This window comes from Stenotrophomonas sp. STEN014 (genome assembly GCF_056760315.1).
The window spans coordinates 35,691-51,883 of the sequence record NZ_JBRREN010000007.1; the positions used below are offsets into that span (position 1 = coordinate 35,691).

General features: G+C 67.1%; 12 protein-coding genes. 5 read left to right on the forward strand and 7 right to left on the reverse strand.

Annotation, left to right across the window (positions count from 1 at the left end; translation table 11 throughout):
• Window positions 1–58: 58 nt before the first annotated feature.
• Together ACVOMC_RS11000 and ACVOMC_RS11005 are read right to left on the reverse strand one after the other, a co-directional pair.
• Window positions 59–3,220 (reverse strand): efflux RND transporter permease subunit, encoded by a 3,162-nt coding sequence (locus ACVOMC_RS11000; RefSeq protein WP_481523966.1) that lies wholly within the window; start codon window positions 3,218–3,220, stop codon window positions 59–61.
• Between the two features lie 3 nt (window positions 3,221–3,223).
• Window positions 3,224–4,348 (reverse strand): efflux RND transporter periplasmic adaptor subunit, encoded by a 1,125-nt coding sequence (locus ACVOMC_RS11005; RefSeq protein WP_481523967.1) that lies wholly within the window; start codon window positions 4,346–4,348, stop codon window positions 3,224–3,226.
• A gap of 109 nt (window positions 4,349–4,457) precedes the next feature.
• Here ACVOMC_RS11005 and ACVOMC_RS11010 point away from each other — a divergent pair, with 109 nt between their 5' ends.
• From ACVOMC_RS11010 to ACVOMC_RS11020, 3 genes are all read left to right on the forward strand, one after another.
• On the forward strand, window positions 4,458–5,120 hold the full coding sequence (locus ACVOMC_RS11010) for a TetR/AcrR family transcriptional regulator (RefSeq protein ID WP_054657425.1): 663 nt from the start codon (window positions 4,458–4,460) through the stop codon (window positions 5,118–5,120).
• Between the two features lie 135 nt (window positions 5,121–5,255).
• A complete protein-coding gene (locus ACVOMC_RS11015) occupies window positions 5,256–5,903 on the forward strand; it encodes a protein-L-isoaspartate O-methyltransferase family protein (protein WP_481523968.1) in 648 nt (215 codons plus the stop codon).
• A 19-nt stretch (window positions 5,904–5,922) separates the two neighbouring features.
• Complete coding sequence (locus ACVOMC_RS11020) at window positions 5,923–7,281, forward strand: TolC family outer membrane protein (RefSeq protein WP_054657421.1); 1,359 nt, start codon at window positions 5,923–5,925, stop codon at window positions 7,279–7,281.
• A 78-nt stretch (window positions 7,282–7,359) separates the two neighbouring features.
• Here ACVOMC_RS11020 and waaA read toward each other — a convergent pair whose 3' ends face one another.
• Window positions 7,360–8,655: a lipid IV(A) 3-deoxy-D-manno-octulosonic acid transferase gene (gene waaA, locus ACVOMC_RS11025; protein ID WP_481523969.1), complete on the reverse strand. Its 1,296-nt coding sequence runs from the start codon at window positions 8,653–8,655 to the stop codon at window positions 7,360–7,362.
• Between the two features lie 75 nt (window positions 8,656–8,730).
• On the opposite strand from waaA, the gene ACVOMC_RS11030 reads away from it, so the two are divergent.
• Entirely contained in the window at window positions 8,731–9,651 is a 921-nt protein-coding gene (locus ACVOMC_RS11030) for an LpxL/LpxP family Kdo(2)-lipid IV(A) lauroyl/palmitoleoyl acyltransferase (protein WP_481523970.1), read from the forward strand.
• A 24-nt stretch (window positions 9,652–9,675) separates the two neighbouring features.
• Here the strand turns inward: ACVOMC_RS11030 and ACVOMC_RS11035 are convergent, their stop codons facing one another.
• The 4 genes from ACVOMC_RS11035 to ACVOMC_RS11050 all read right to left on the reverse strand — a co-directional run bounded on the left by ACVOMC_RS11035 (window position 9,676) and on the right by ACVOMC_RS11050 (window position 14,713).
• Window positions 9,676–11,007: an O-antigen ligase family protein gene (locus tag ACVOMC_RS11035; protein WP_481523971.1), complete on the reverse strand. Its 1,332-nt coding sequence runs from the start codon at window positions 11,005–11,007 to the stop codon at window positions 9,676–9,678.
• Window positions 10,988–12,100 carry a glycosyltransferase gene (locus ACVOMC_RS11040; RefSeq protein WP_481523972.1) on the reverse strand — a complete coding sequence of 371 codons (1,113 nt, stop codon included), beginning with the start codon at window positions 12,098–12,100 and terminating at the stop codon, window positions 10,988–10,990. Before ACVOMC_RS11040 ends, ACVOMC_RS11035 begins: the two co-directional genes overlap by 20 nt.
• Window positions 12,101–12,108: 8 nt before the next feature.
• On the reverse strand, window positions 12,109–12,306 hold the full coding sequence (locus ACVOMC_RS11045) for a zinc-finger domain-containing protein (protein WP_282267169.1): 198 nt from the start codon (window positions 12,304–12,306) through the stop codon (window positions 12,109–12,111).
• Window positions 12,307–12,418: 112 nt separating this feature from the next.
• Window positions 12,419–14,713 (reverse strand): NADP-dependent malic enzyme, encoded by a 2,295-nt coding sequence (locus ACVOMC_RS11050; RefSeq protein ID WP_481523973.1) that lies wholly within the window; start codon window positions 14,711–14,713, stop codon window positions 12,419–12,421.
• Window positions 14,714–14,922: 209 nt separating this feature from the next.
• Between ACVOMC_RS11050 and ACVOMC_RS11055 the strand changes: the two genes are divergently transcribed.
• On the forward strand, window positions 14,923–16,191 hold the full coding sequence (locus ACVOMC_RS11055) for an amino acid deaminase (protein WP_481523974.1): 1,269 nt from the start codon (window positions 14,923–14,925) through the stop codon (window positions 16,189–16,191).
• Window positions 16,192–16,193 lie beyond the last annotated feature (2 nt).

The following is a 16,193-nucleotide window of genomic DNA, read 5'->3' on the forward strand; positions in this document are numbered from 1 at the left end:
ATTCGCCGTGCCCGGCTCCCTGCGGCGCGGGACACAGGGGCCGGAGATCATCGTCGATTCAGCTGCCGGCTTCGTCCGGGCGTACCCGGAACCAGGCCGCGTACAGCGCCGGCAGGAACACCAGGGTCAGCACCGTGCCGACAATCAAGCCGCCCATGATCGAGATCGCCATCGAGCCGTAGAAGGCGCTGCGCGAGAGCGGGATCATCGCCAGCACCGCCGCCAGGGCGGTCAGCACGATCGGCCGGAAGCGGCGCACGGTGGCATCGATGATCGCGTGCCAGCGGTCATGCCCGGCGTCGATGTCCTGCTGGATCTGGTCGATCAGGATCACCGAGTTGCGCATGATCATGCCGGCCAGCGCGATCGTTCCCAACATCGCCACGAACCCGAACGGCACCCGGAACAGCAGCAGGAACAGGGTCGCGCCGATGATGCCCAGCGGTGCGGTCACCAGCACCATCGCCGCCCGCGAGAAACTGCGCAGCTGCAGCATCAGCAAGGTCGCCACCACCGCCAGGAACAGCGGCAAGCCGGCCTTGATCGAGTCCTGGCCGCGCGCCGAATCCTCCACCGTGCCGCCGGTTTCCAGCAGGTAGCCGTCCGGCAGCGCCTCGCGGATCTGCGCCAGCGTCGGCACGATCTGCTCCACCACGCCCACCGGCTGGGTGCCGTCGCCGATATCGGCGCGCACGGTGACCGTGGGCAGGCGGTCGCGATGCCAGATGATGCCGTCCTCGAAGGTGGATTCCAGCCTCGCCACCTGCGACAGCGGCACCGACGTGCCACCCGCCGTGGGAATGGCCAGGCTGGCGAGCATGTCCAGCTGCGTACGTTCGTCATCCGGTCCGCGCAGCAGCATGCCGATCTGGCGGTTGCCTTCGCGGTAGGTGCTCACGCTCATGCCCGACAGCGAGCTGGTCAGGAACTGGGCGATCTGCGCGCTGCTCACGCCCAGCACGCGGGCGCGCTCCTGGTCCACCACCAGCCGCACCACCTTGCTCGGTTCGGACCAGTTGAGGTTGACGTTGGTGGTATGCGGGTTCTCGCGTACCTTCGCCATCACCTGGCGGGCGATGGCCTGGACCCGGTCGATGTGCTCGCCGGAGACGCGGAACTGCACCGGATAGCCCACCGGCGGGCCGTTCTCCAGCCGGGTGACACGCAGCTGCACGTCGCCGAACTGCGGCACGACCTCATCGATCAGCCACTGGCGCACGTCTTCGCGCGCCTGGATGTCATCGGCCAGCACCACGAACTGGGCGAAATTGGTCGCCGGCAACTGCTGGTCCAGCGGCAGGTAGAAGCGCGGCGACCCGCTGCCGACATAGCCGACGAAATTGGCGATGCCGGGGCGCTGCTTGAGCAACGCCTCGAACTTCTCCGCCTGCGCCTGGGTGGCCTTCAGCGAGGCGCCCTCGGCCAGTTCGATATCCACCATCAGTTCCGGCCGGGTCGAATCCGGGAAGAACTGCTGTGGCACGAAGCGGAACATCACCAGCGAGAACACGAACAGGCCGATGGTGGCGAAGATCACCAGCCAGCGCCGGCGCAGACAGGCGTCGAGGAAGCGGCGGAAGCGCTGATAGAACGCGCTCTTGTACGGGTCATGGTCGTGCGCCAGCTGTCTGGGCTTGATCAGATTGGCCAGCGCCGGGTTGCGGTCGGCCCAGCGCAGCCGCAGCGCATGCCAGCGTCCGGCAAGGCTGCCCGGCTTGGGCGGCTGCGGGTTGTGCAGGTCCGGCAGCATCTTGTCACCCAGGTAAGGGATGAACAGCACCGCCGCAATCCACGACACTACCAGCGCGATGGTCACCACCTGGAACAGCGAGCGCGTGTACTCGCCCGTGCTCGAGGCGGCCGTGGCGATCGGCAGGAAACCGGCGGCGGTGATCAGCGTGCCGGTCAGCATCGGGAAGGCGGTGCTGGTCCAGGCGAAACTGGCCGCACGCAGGCGGTCGTAGCCCTGCTCCATCTTGGTGGCCATCATCTCCACCGCGATGATCGCGTCATCCACCAGCAGGCCCAGCGCCAGCACCAGCGCGCCAAGCGAAATCTTGTGCAAACCGATATCGAAGTAGTGCATGACGAAGAAGGTCATCGCCAGCACCAGCGGAATGGTCACCCCCACCACCAGCCCGGTGCGCAGCCCCAGCGAGAAGAAGCTCACCAGCAGCACGATGATCACCGCCTCGGCCAGCACCTGCACGAACTCGCCGACCGATTCCTCCACCGCATGCGGCTGGTCGGACACCTTGCGCAGCTCCATCCCCGCCGGCAGGGTTTTCTGCAAGCGCCCGAACTCGGCATCCAGCGTCGCGCCCAGTTGGAGGATGTCGCCGCCCTGCTTCATCGCCACGGCGATACCGATCGCCTCCTCGCCCATGAAGCGCATCTTCGGCGAGGCCGGATCGGCAAAGCCGCGTTTGACCTGGGCGATATCGCCCAGATGGATCGTGCGGTCGCCCGCCTGGATCGGGAACTGCCTGATCGCCTCGACCGAGTCGAACTGACCGCTCACACGCAGCTGCACGCGGTCGCTGGCGGTTTCAAAGAAGCTGGCCGGTGCCACCGCGTTCTGCTGCGCCAGCGCCTGCTGTACCTGCTGCAGCGAGATGCCCAGCGTGGCCAGCTTGGTGTTGGACAGCTCGATCCAGATCTTCTCGTCCTGCAGGCCGAGCAGATCCACCTTGCCCACATCGGCCACGCGCTGCAGCTCCAGCTGGATGCGATCGGCGTAGTCGCGCATCAGCGCGTAATCGAAGCCCTTGCCGGTCAGCGCGTAGATGTTGCCGAAGGTGTCACCGAACTCGTCATTGAAGAAGGGCCCCACGGCTTCGGCCGGCAACGTGCCGCGGATGTCGCCGACCTTCTTGCGCACCTGGTAGAACAGCTCGGGCACATCCTTGGAGCGCATCGAATCGCGCGCCATGAAGATCACCTGCGATTCGCCCGGTCGCGAGTACGACTGGATGAACTCGTACTGCCCGGTGTTCATCAGCGCCTTCTCGATCGGCTCGGTCACCTGCCGCGAGACCTGCTCGGCGGTGGCACCGGGCCACATCGTCTGCACCACCATCGCCTTGAAGGTGAACGGTGGATCCTCGGACTGGCCGAGATGCTTGTAGGACCATGCGCCGATGACCGCCATGGCGATCATCACGAACAGCACCAGCGGGCGGTTGTTGAGCGCCCATTCGGAAAGATTGAAGCGGCGCACGCCTCACTCCCCCTGCTTGGCGGCAGCAGCCGGCGCGATCACCGGCTGGTTCTTGCGGTCCACCGCGATCACCGCCTGTCCTTCGCGCAGCAGATGGCCGCCAGCGGCCACCACCCAGTCATCGGCCTTCAACCCCGACAACACCGGAACGTCCTGCGCGCCATAGGCGCCCAGCGACACCGCGCGCACCTGCAAGGTGGCGCTGGCCGGATCCACCACCCAGACGCTGGCCTGTTGCGCTGATTTGCCCTGTTGCACGGCCGCCAGCGGCACCGTCAACCCCGCGTTCTTTTCATGGGCGATGAACACCCGCGCGCTCTGTCCCAGCTCGACCTGGGCCCATACCTCCGGCGCCAGACCCACGCGGGTGGCATAGGTGCGCGCCTGGGCATCGGCCGCCGGTGCAATCTCGCGGATGCTGCCCGGCCACCGCCGGCCCGGCTGGTTCCACAACTCGACCTGCACCGCCTGGCCGACGCTGTAGTCACGGATGCCGCTTTCCGGCAGCGCAATGGCGACCTCGCGCGCGCCGGCGGCCGCCAGCGTGTAGACCGTCTGTCCGGCGGCGAGCACCTGTCCGGCCTCGGCCTGGCGGCTGGCGATCACGCCGTCTTCGGGAGCGCGCAATTCCGCGTAGGCGGCCTGATTGCGGGCGACCTCCAGATTGGAGCGGGCCGCGTTGGCTTGGGCCTGCGCGGCCTTGAATGCCGCAGTCTGCGCATCCAGCGCCGAGCGGCTCACCAGCTGCTGCGCGGCCAGCGTCTCGTAGCGCTTCTGTTCGTCCCGGGCACGCACCAGATCCGCCTCGGCCGCCGCATACTGCGCCTGCGCGGCGCGGGCCTGCAAGGCGTAATCGGCCACATCCAGCTCGGCCAGCAGCTGCCCCCGCTTTACCTGATCGCCCGCATCGACATGCCGGCGCAGCAGCTTGCCGCCGACCCGGAACGAAAGCGCCGTTTCCTCGCGGGCCCGTACCTCACCGGGGAAGGCGCTGATGCCCGACCCCGCGCTGTCGCCGGGATGCACCACCAGCACGGGAACCGGCGCCACCGGCGCGGGTTCGGACTTTCCACAGGCACCAAGCACGGCCAGCAGCAGGATGACGCCAATCCATCGAACGTTTTTCATCGGAGGGGTCGCAGAAGCGGGAGGAAAGGGAAGCGGCCGGGACGTCACCGCCATTACTGAACGACACGGTATAGTATAAATATCGAACCAGCTGGTCTAGTATTAAACGATGTCCTCCTCCTCGTCCGCCAACGCTCCCGAGAAGCCCGTTGCACGTGGTGCCGGCCCCGGTCGTCCCAAGGACCTGGGCAAGCGCGCGGCGATCCTCGATGCGGCCAAGGAACTGTTCATTGAACAGGGCTTCAACGGCATCAGCATGGACGGCATCGCTGCCGCGGCAGGCGTTTCCAAGCTCACCGTGTACAGCCATTTCGGTGACAAGGAGACCTTGTTCACCGAAGCGATCCAGGCCAAGTGCGTGGAGATGATGCCCGACGAGCTGTTTGTGACCGATAACGAAGGCCCGTTGCGCGACCAGCTGCTGGGGATCGGTGATGCGTTTTTCACGCTGATCAGCAGCGACGCGGCCATCGCCACCCAGCGCATGATGATGACCCCGGACACCGACGACCGCATCCGCCAGATGTTCTGGCAGGCCGGCCCCGCGCGGACCGAAGCGGCGCTGGCCGACTTCCTGGGCGCCCGCGTGGCCCGCCAGGAACTGGTCATCGATGACCTGGCACTGGCCGCCCGCCAGTTCTTCTGCCTGATCAAGGGCGAAGTGCATACCCATATGATGTGCGGCCTGTGCTCGGCACCGGCGGTACCCGATGCCCGCGCGCATATCGCCGCCTGCGTCGATTTCTTCCTGCGCGCCTATGCGCCGCGCTGACAACCTGAACGAACCGGAGGTCCCGATGACTTCCGGCACTGCGGACCGCATAGGGTGGCAGCGATGCTTGCCCCGCACCGTCCACTCCTAACCGGTAAAATGGCCGGCCCACTGCGCCGGAATGATGAGCTTCCCATGACGATCGATTACTCCCACGCCCGCGAAATGATGGTTGAACAGCAGATACGTCCCTGGGACGTGCTGGACACCCGCGTGCTGGACGTTCTGGCGCGGCTGCCGCGCGAGGCCTTTGTCGCCGAGGCCAACCGCGCGTTGGCCTACGCCGATATCGAGCTGCCGCTCGGCCACGGCCAGAAGATGATGAAGCCGGTCATCGAAGGTCGCATGCTGCAGGCACTGGCGCTGCAGCCGGGCGAGGAAGTGCTGGAAATCGGCACCGGCAGCGGCTTCATCAGCGCCTGTCTGGGCGATCTGGCCCGCGAAGTGCTGAGCCTGGAAATCCATCCGGAACTGGCCGAAACCGCGCGTCAGCGCCTGGACGCGGCCAAGCTCGGCAACAACGTGCGCATCGAGGTTGCCGATGCCCTGAACTGGCAGACCGAGCGCCACTTCGACGCCATCTGCATCACCGCCGCGGTAGAAACCATCCCGACCCAGCTGCTGAAGCTGCTGCGCCCGGGCGGCCGCATGTTCGTCATCCAGGGCAAATCCCCGGTGATGGAGGCGGTGCTGGTCAAGGCCGACGGCAACATCGAATCGCTGTTTGAAACCGATATCGACTATCTGCTGGGCGCCGCTCCAGCCCCGCAATTCCAACTCTGAAACGTCCAAGGAAGCCGCAATGATTCGCCGATCCCTCGCCCTTGCGCTGGCCGTCGCCCTCACCCCGCTGACCTCCCATGCCGCCGACCTGTTGCAGGTCTACGAAATGGCCCGCAACGGCGACCCGCAGCTGTCCTCCGCCGAATCCAACCGGCTGTATACCAAGGAGGGCCAGGTGCAGGCGCGCGCGGCACTGCTGCCACAGATCAACGGCGAGGCCTCGCTGAACCGCTCGCGGGTGGAACTTGACGGCGTCAGCGGCTCGAGCACCAGCAAGAGCCGCGATTACCGCGTCTCCGGCAGCCAGACCCTGTTCAACTGGAGCCAGTTCGCCACCCTGCGGGCGCAGCGCGACATCAGCAAGGCGGCCGACTTCACCCTGGACTCGGCCAATGACGATCTGATCGTGCGTTCGGCCACGACCTACTTCAACGTGCTGGTGGCGATCGAATCGCTGACCGCTGCACAGACCAACGAGGCGGCGGCCAAGAAGCAGTTCGACTACGCCGACAAGCGCCTGGAAGTGGGCCTGGCCCCGATCACCGATGTCCACGAAGCCCGCGCCCAGTACGACCAGGCCCGCGCCAACACCATCCTGGCCCGCAATGCGCTGGAAGACGCCTATCAGGCGCTGACCGAGCTGACCGGCCAGCCGGTCCGCGGCCTGCGCGGCCTGCCGGAGGACTTCCGCCCGGAACTGCCGGCCAACCGTAGCAATGTCGACCAGCTGGTGGCCGAAGCCGTGGCGCAGAACCCGGCCCTGAAGGCCCAGGAACTGCAGGTCAGCGCGGCCGAATCCAACGTCTCGGCTGCACGCGGCAACCACTATCCGACCCTGTCGCTGGGCGGTGCCTGGGGCAAGAACGCCAGCTGGGGCGACAGCATCGGCGGCTCCTCGCGTACGCCGGACAGCACCAGCAACTCGATCGGCCTGACCCTGAGCGTGCCGATCTTCGCCGGCGGCGCCACCCAGTCGCGCGTGCGCCAGGCACTGGCCCAGCGTGACATCACCCAGGATGCGTACGAGCAGCAGAAGCGCGCACTGGACCGCAACACCCGCAACGCCTGGCAGACGGTCGTGGCCGGGATCAGCGAGGTGGAAGCACGCCGCCTGGCCGTGGTCTCGGCGCAGAGCGCCTATGACGCCTCGCAGGTCGGCCTGGAGGTTGGCACCCGCACCGTGCTGGACGTGGTGCAGAACCAGCGCACCCTGTTCCAGGCACAGCTGGACTATGCACAGGCGCGCTACAGCTTCCTGCTCAGCCGTCTGCAGCTGAGCCAGGCAGTCGGCGCGGTGGACGTGGCCGAGGTGCAGGAAATCAACCGCCTGCTCACCCAGGATGCCGAGGCCAAGCTGCAGCCGGAAAGCGTGCAGTAACCGCCCGCGCCAATCCGATGGGACGCAAAAGGCGGGCTTCGGCCCGCCTTTTGCATGGGTGCGGCGGTTGGGAAAATCTCAGGCCTGTGCCGGCAGCGCCGGGCCAATCAGCGCCAGCGTCTGTTCCAGCGCCCCGCGACCGTTCTCGACCAGCGCCCGCCCCGCCTGGACCATGCGCTCACGCGCCACGGTGTCGTCCAGCAAGTGCTCGATTGCCTGCGCCACCTCGTTTCCATCCGCACAGATCCGCACCGCCCCGGCCTCGGACATGCGCTTCGAAATCTCGGCGAAGTTGTGCAGATGCGGCCCGGTCACCGCCGCGGTTCCCATCGCCGCCGGCTCCAGCAGGTTGTGCCCGCCAATGGGCTGCAGGCTGCCACCGACAAAGGCCACCGTCGCGCAGGCATAGAACGCCATCAGCTCACCCAGGGTGTCGATCACGAATACCCCGGTGCCGGCCGGCGGCCACTGCTGGGCACTGCGCGTGGCGACCTGCCAGCCCTGCTCGCGCGCCAGCGCCTCGACCCGGGCGAACCGCTCCGGATGGCGCGGCGCCCACAACAGCAGCGCCTGCGGATGCCGTGCCAGCAGACGCGTGTGGATTTCGACCACCGCCAGCTCTTCCCCTTCATGGGTGCTGGCGGCGATCCACACCGGTCGATCTGCAGGTACTTGGCGGCCGAACGCCGCCCTCACCGCCGACGGATCCGGCGGATGGATATCGAACTTCAGGTTGCCCAACGCACGCACCTGCTGCGGCATCGCTCCCAGCTCAATGAAGCGTGTGGCATCGTCCTGCGACTGCGCCGCCACGCAGGTCACCGTGCGCAGTGCGCGCCCGACCAGTGGCCTCAGCAGGCGGTAGCCCTTCAGCGAACGCGCCGACAGCCGCGCGTTGAGGATGTACACAGGAATGGCACGGTCACGGCAGCCGAACAGCAGGTTCGGCCACAACTCCGTTTCCAGGATCAGCGCCAGGCTGGGCCGGAAGTGCTCGAGAAAACGCCCGACACTGCCCGGCACGTCATACGGCAGATAGACGTGATCCACCGCATCGCCCCACAGCGCACGCACCCGCTGCGAACCGGTCGGGGTGATCGTGGTGATGATCCAGCGGATATCCGGACGTTGCTGCCGCAGCGCGTTGACCAGCGGCGCGGCGGCGTTCACCTCACCCACGGACACCGCATGCAGCCACACCCGCGGCTCGCTGCCACTTTCCGGATACGAGGCATAGCGCTCGTCCCAACGCTTGAAGTATTCGCGCACCCGGAACCCGCGCCACACCAGGTGGTACACCGTGATCGGCAACAACAGATACAACACGGCCGAATACAGACCGCGCAGCAATATTTCAACGGGATCCTTGCGCATGCGGGAAGGATACGGGAGCGGCCGCTGCAACGCATGGCAAAACCGGTTGGGTCATGCATCACTTAGAATCCTCCCATGTCCGATTCTCCCACCACCGCCACCCGCCCTTCGCTGGGCGATCCCCGGCATTGGCCGACCTTCGCCTGGCTGGGTATCGCCGCGCTGGCCGCGCGCCTGCCATGGACGCTGCAACGCGCACTGGGTCGAGGCATCGGCTGGCTGGCCCTGCAACTGGCCCGCAGCCGCCGCCGCGCGGCGGAAGTGAACCTTCAACTGTGCTTTCCCGAACAGGACAAGGCGTGGCGCCAGCGCCTGCTGCGCGACAGCTTCGATGCGCTGGGCGTGGGGGTTTTCGAGTTCGCCCGGGCCTGGTGGGGCAGCATCGAGGTCATCCGCCCGAAGGTGGAAATGGAAGGCCTGGAACATCTGCGCGCCCTGCAGGCCCAAGGCCGCGGCGTGCTGCTGGTGTCCGGGCACTTCATGACCTTGGAAATGTGCGGTCGGCTGCTGTGTGATCACGTGCCGCTGGCCGGCATGTACCGCAAGTACCGCAACCCGGTGATGGAGTGGGCGGTCAAAAGCGGGCGGCTGAAGTACGCCTGCGCGATGTTCGCCAACGAAGACATCCGCGCCACCGTGCGTCACCTGAAAAAGGGTGGCGTGCTCTGGTATGCACCGGATCAGGACATGCGCGGCAAGGATTCGGTATTCGTGCCGTTCTTCGGCATGCCCGCCTCCACCATCACCGCAACCCACCAGTTCGCGCGCATGACCGGCTGCGCGGTGGTGCCGTTCTTCCATCGCCGCGTCGGTGGCCGCTATTTGCTGAAGATCGCGCCTCCGTTGCCGGATTTCCCCACCGACGATCCGGTCGCCGACACCGCACGGGTAAATGCCGCGATCGAGCAGATGGTGCGCGAGGCACCGGACCAGTACCTGTGGATCCACCGCCGCTTCAAGCGCCAGCCCGAAGGCCGCAGCCACTTCTACGACTGACGCCCGCACCGCGGGCGTCACCGCTCAGCGCGCGCCGCCCGGCTCTTCGGCCAGCAGCGCACCGGCATACAGGGCCGCCAGCAGCAGCGTCAGCCCACCCCAGAACGCCGAATAGAACGCCAGATGGGTGTTCAGCGGGAACACCGTCACCGCCAGCGCCAACGCCGCCGGCCGCGCACGCTCCCGCGCGGCGGCACTGGCATAACGCCACGCACGCAGCGCCATCGCCGCCCCGGCCAGCCACAGCAGCAGGCCCACCACACCGGTTTCGGCCAGGATTTCCAGCACGATCTGATGCGCGTGCAGCGCCGGCCCCTGGCCCCAGGCCGCGGTCTGCGCAGGAGCTGGATCACACTCCGGCCAGGCATCGCGGAAGCCACGCGTGCCCACCCCGTTGATCGGATGTTCGCGCACCATGCACAGCGCCGCGCCCCAGATCTGGCTGCGCCCGGACAGCGCCTCGTTCACGCCGGCACTGTCGCCACTGAGCGCCAGCGTGGTCCGCGCGATACGTTCACGCACCTGCGGTGAGCCGGCCCCCAGTGCGGCCACGCCCACTACGCCGGCAAGCAGCAGCAGCGCCATCCACTTGCCACCGAGCAGGCGCCAGCCCGAGAACAGCAGCACCAGGCCATAGGTGATCCACGACGCGCGCGAACCGGCCAGCACCACCACCGCGCCGATCAATACCGCCGCCAGCAGCCAGCCCCGGCGCCGCCAACGTGCGGCCACGGCAAACAGCGCGAACGGCGCCATGCTCGCCAGCACCTGGCCGAACTTCAGGTTGCAGGGGCCGAACACGCCGCTGAGCCGGTCCACTGCGGCGAGGTCTTCTGCACTGCACAGACCGCGGCCATTGATCAGCCACTTGAGCTGGTCCATCGACCAGAACAGCGGACTGGTTGCGGACAGCGCCTGCGCCAGTGCATCCAGCGTCCACAGTCCAACGATCACCGCCAGTCCGATGAATGTCGTCCGCCGCCGCGTCGCGGTAGCCACGGCAACGGCCACCAGCCACATGAAGGGCAGATAGCGCAGCCCGCCGGCCACCTTGCCCCAGGCCTTGGCCGGATCGGCCGCGTCCATCGCCGAGAACAGCTGCGGCAACCAGTAGGCCAGGAACAGCACGCCGGTCAGCGCCCACGCCGGCACGCTGAGCAAGGGCGCGATGCCGCCCCTTGCCCGCAGCTGCAGCAGGCGCACCACCGTGAACAGCGCGCCCAGCACCAGCACCGCCTCGGCGATCCCCGGCGCCGGCCACAGCGCGACGAAAGCGATCACCCAGGCCGGCGCCCAGCGCCCCGGAAGACGCGCGGCGGGCGGCAGCGAAGCGGCATCAGCGAACGAGTTCACCATAGACATCCAAAGTGGCGCGCTGCATCGCATGCAGCGTGAAAGGCATACGGGCGGGCAACGCCGGCGGATGCAGCAGCAGCGCGCGTGCCCGTTGCAGCAATGCGGCCTCGTCTGCCGGCACGACCGCTCCGGAAGGCTGCAGCTGTCCCAGCAGCTCGCCGGTACCGCCATGGTTCCAGCCCAGCACCGGACGCCCGACCGACAGCGCCTCCAGCACGGTGCGTCCGAACGCCTCTGGCTTGTCGGACAGCTGCAGCACCAGATCGCTGGCGGCATAGGCCTGGGCGATACGGGACGTGGGCTCGCTGATCACCAGCGCCTCGGCAACGCCGAGCCTCTGCGCCGACTGCTCCAGCTCGCGCACATAGGCCTCGCGACCGGGTTCACGCGCACCGGGCATCCACAGCACCGCCGGCACCCCCTCGCCGCGCAACGCCGCCAGCAGCCGCAACGCGTAGGCATGCCCTTTCAACCGCGTGCCGCGACCGGGCAGCAGCAGCAAGGGGCCATCGCCAGCGAGGAGCGGATACTGCGCGGCGACCGCCAGCCGTGCGCGGCGATCACTACGGGCAACGCGCGGAAACTGCGCGACATCCACGCCACGCGGTATCACCCGCAGTCGCGCGGTATCCGTCTGCGGATAGTTGGCCAGCAGGTAGTCGCGCACGGTCTGCGACACGCAGATCACACGCTCGCCACTGGCCATGATCGCGCTGTAGCGCCCGGGCGAATTGAGCCCGTGCATCGTCGTCACCCAGTGCGGACGCTGAGCGGCTGGCAACCCGCGCAACGCGTACCAGCCCAGCCACGCCGGCAGCCGTGAGCGCGCATGCACGATATCGGCCCCGGTTTCGACAAACAGCTGGCGCAGGCTCGCCACGTGCCGCAGCGTCAGCAGCGACTTGCGGCCGATCTCCAGAGTGAGATGCTCGGCACCGCTGTCCAGCAGCGGTTGCACCAGGCGTCCACCCGCCGACACCACGATGGCGCGGTGGCCGGCGGCGACCAGCGCCTGGGCAATCTCCAACGTCGAGCGCTCGACACCGCCGGAGTGCAGCGCCGGCAGCAACTGCACCACAGTCAGGCGGCGCATCGGCAGGATCAATCAGCCAGCACGAACACCGAGCCGCAGTACGGGCACGCGGCCTCGCCATTGGGCTCGTTCTCGATCGGCAGGTACACGCGCGGGTGCGAATTCCACAGCGCCATTTCCGGCGTCGGGCAGCTCAGCGGCAGGTCGGCGCGGTGCACGGTGTAACGCTTTTCGGCGTTGGCGGGCGCGGTGGCGGTATGGCTCATGGCTAGGCACGGAACTGGATTGCGAGAAGCCAATTCTAGCAGCGCCGGCCCCAGAAACACGAAAGGGACCGGGCAATGCCCGGCCCCTTTGGATAGGCGGTGAACCGCCCGGTCAGCCGTTGCCGCGCTCGGCGTCCATCTGCTTGCGGATCTGCGCATCCACCGCGGCGATCGCGGTCATGTTCAGCACCCGGCGCACGCTGGCGCTGCTGGTGAGGATATGCACCGGCTTGGAGATGCCCATCAGGATCGGCCCGATCGCCACGCCGTTGGTGAACACGCGCACCAGGTTGTAGGCGATGTTGGCCGCTTCCAGGTTGGGCAGCACGAACAGGTTGGCGCGACCCTTGAGCGTACTGTTGGGCAGCAGCTTCTCGCGCAGCGCCTCGTCCCACGCGGTATCGCCCTGCATCTCGCCATCCACGTTCAGACGCGGATTGCGCTTGAGCAGCGCCTCGCGCACCTGGCGCATCTTCAGCGCGTCCTTGGAATCGTGGCTGCCGAAGTTCGAATGCGACAGCAGCGCGATCTTCGGCTCGATGCCGAACAGCTTCATGCGGTAGGCCGCCTGCAGCGTGGACTCGACGATCTGCTCGACGGTCGGGTCTTCCTGCACATGCGTATCGACAAAGAAGAACACGCCCTGGTTGTTGATCACGCCGGTCATCGCCGAGGTCGAGCTGACCTTGGCTTCCAGCGGAATCACGCTGCGCACATAGCCCAGCTTCTTGTGGAAGCGGCCGACCAGGCCCGACAGCATCGCATCGGCTTCGCCGCGGGCGACCATCACCGCCGCGATCAGCGTCGGCCGCGAGCGCATCAGGTTCTTGGCCGCGGCCACGGTGACGCCCTTGCGGCCGGTCATCTCGTGGTAGTACTGCCAGTACTCGTTGAAGCGTGGATCATCGTTGATGTTGGTGATCTCGTAGTCCACGCCGGCCTGCATGCGCAGCCCCAGGCGCTCCACGCGCGATTCGATCACCTCCGGGCGGCCGATCAGGATCGGGAAAGCCACGCCCTCGTCGATCACGTTCTGCACCGCGCGCAGCACCACTTCCTCTTCGCCCTCGGCATAGGCCACGCGCTGCTTGTCACAGCGGGCACGGTCATACACCGGCTTCATGAACAGGCTGGTGCGGTAGACGAACTGCGCCAGCTTGTCGCGGTAGGCGGCCATGTCGGCGATCGGGCGGGTTGCCACGCCCGAATCCATCGCCGCCTGGGCCACCGCGGCGGACAGTTCGACCAGCAGGCGACGGTCGAACGGACGCGGAATCAGGTAGTCGCGACCGAAACTGGGCGATTCGCCACCGTAGGCGGCGCCCAGATCCGAGGCCTCCTTGCGCGCCAGCGCGGCAATCGCGCGCACACAGGCGATCTTCATTTCCTCGTTGATCCCGGTCGCGCCGACATCCAGCGCGCCACGGAACAGATACGGGAAGCACAGCGCGTTGTTGATCTGGTTCGGATAGTCCGAACGGCCGGTACCCATGATCACGTCCGGACGCACCGACTTGGCGTCTTCGGGCAGGATTTCCGGGTACGGATTGGCCAGCGCGAAGATCACCGGATCACGCGCCATCGTCGCAACCATCTCCTTGGTCAGGATGCCGCCGGCGGACAGGCCGAGGAAGATATCGGCACCATCGACAATCTCGGCCAGCGTGCGCTTGTCGGTATCGCGGGCGTAGCGGGCCTTTTCCGGATCCAGATCGGTACGACCGGTGTGGATCACGCCGTCGCGGTCGAAGGCCAGGATGTTCTCCGGCTTCAGGCCCAGCTGCACCAGCATGTTCACGCAGGAGATGCCGGCCGCGCCCATGCCGGTGGTGGCCAGCTTGACCTCTTCGATCTTCTTGCCGGTGATCACCATGGCGTTGAGCACCGCCGCACCGACGATGATCGCGGTGCCGTGCTGGTCGTCATGGAACACCGGGATGTTCATCCGCTCGCGCAGCTTGCGCTCGATGACGAAGCACTCCGGCGCCTTGATGTCTTCCAGGTTGATGCCGCCGAAGGTGGGCTCCAGCGAGGCAATGATGTCGATGAGCTTGTCCGGATCGTTCTCGTCGACCTCGATATCGAACACGTCGATGCCGGCGAACTTCTGGAACAGCACGCCCTTGCCTTCCATCACCGGCTTGCTGGCCAGCGGGCCGATATTGCCCAGACCCAGCACCGCGGTGCCATTGGAGATCACCGCCACCAGATTGCCGCGGGCGGTCAGTTCGCTCACCTGCGCAGGGTCGGCCACGATCGCTTCGCAGGCATGCGCCACGCCGGGCGAGTACGCCAGCGACAGGTCGCGCTGGGTCAACATGGGCTTGGTCGCCGCGACCCGGATCTTGCCCGGGGGCGAGATGCGGTGGTATTCGAGGGCGGCCTGCTTGAAATCTTCTTTGGACATCGACGGGACTTGCAGTGGCTGAACCGTCGATTCTAGCGACTCGGCGCCGACATTAGCGGTTTCCGGCAGGTCCCCATTCAGGACAAACGTCACCCTTCTCATATGCTGCCATGCAGCAATATGCGAAAATATTTTTCACTCGCGGCGATATCTGGTACATAGACAGCTCCCGCTTCAGTGGCCAGCGCTTGTCGCCCGGGTGTATCGCATTGAATAAAAAATTATTTCAGCACACGTCCGCCCCGCTACGCGGCAAGGGCATTGGCGCATTCGCCACGGCCCTGGGTATTGCAGACGCCAGCGCCCAGGGCTGGTCGATCCTGCACGAGGACGTCAGCCTGCCCGCCGCCGTCCTGAGGCGTGAAGCGTTGCTGCACAACCTGGAATGGATGCGCCGCTTCACCGCCGCCTACGGCGTGCACCTGGCACCGCACGGCAAGACCACGATGAGCCCAGAACTGTTCCGGCTGCAGCTGCAAAGCGGCGCCTGGGGCATCACCGTGGCCACTGCGCCCCAGGCCCGCGAGGCGTGGCTGGCCGGCGCGCGGCGCATCCTGATGGCCAACCAGCTGGTGGGCAAGGCCAACATGGCCATCGTCGCCGAACTGCTGCGCGATGCCGGCACCGAATTGTTCTGCCTGGTGGATTCGCCGGACAACGTCGCCGCGCTGGGCGCGTGCTTCCGGCCGCAGGCCCTGCGCGTTGGCGTGCTGCTGGAGATCGGTGCCGCCGGCGGCCGCACCGGTGTCCGCGACGCGGCGCAGGTCCACGCGGTGATCGCCGAACTCGGCCGCTGGCCGGACGCCGTGCAGCTGGCGGGCGTGGAAGTCTACGAAGGCGTGGCGCCGGATGAGGCCGGGGTGCGCGCGATCCTGCAGCGCACCGTGACCACCTTCCAGCAGCTGCGCGAACTGGGCGCGCTCACCCGGGCGCCGGCACTGGTTTCAGGCGCCGGTTCGGCCTGGTTCGACGTGGTGGCCGAGGAGTTTTCGGGACTGGCCGGCGATCCGGGCATCGAGGTGGTGCTGCGCCCGGGCTGCTACCTCACCCATGACGTGGGCATCTACCGCGACGCGGCCAAGCGCATCCATGCCAGCAACCCGGTGGCGCGCCAGATGGGCAGCAGCCTGCAACCGGCGCTGCAGTTGTGGGCCTATGTGCAATCCCGGCCGGAGCCGGGCAAGGCGATCATCGCCCTGGGCAAGCGCGATGCCGCCTTCGATGCCGGCTTCCCGGTACCGGCGCTGCACTACCGGCCGGGCACCGCGGCACCGGTTGCCGCAACCGGGCACTGGAAGATCACCGCGATGATGGACCAGCACGCCTTCCTCGACGTCGGCGACCAGGACGACCTGCGCGTGGGCGACATGCTGTGCTTCGACATCTCACACCCGTGCCTGACCTTCGACAAGTGGCGCCATCTGCTGGTGGTGGATGACGCCTATACCGTCGTCGACGCCATTTCCACCCAGTTCTGATC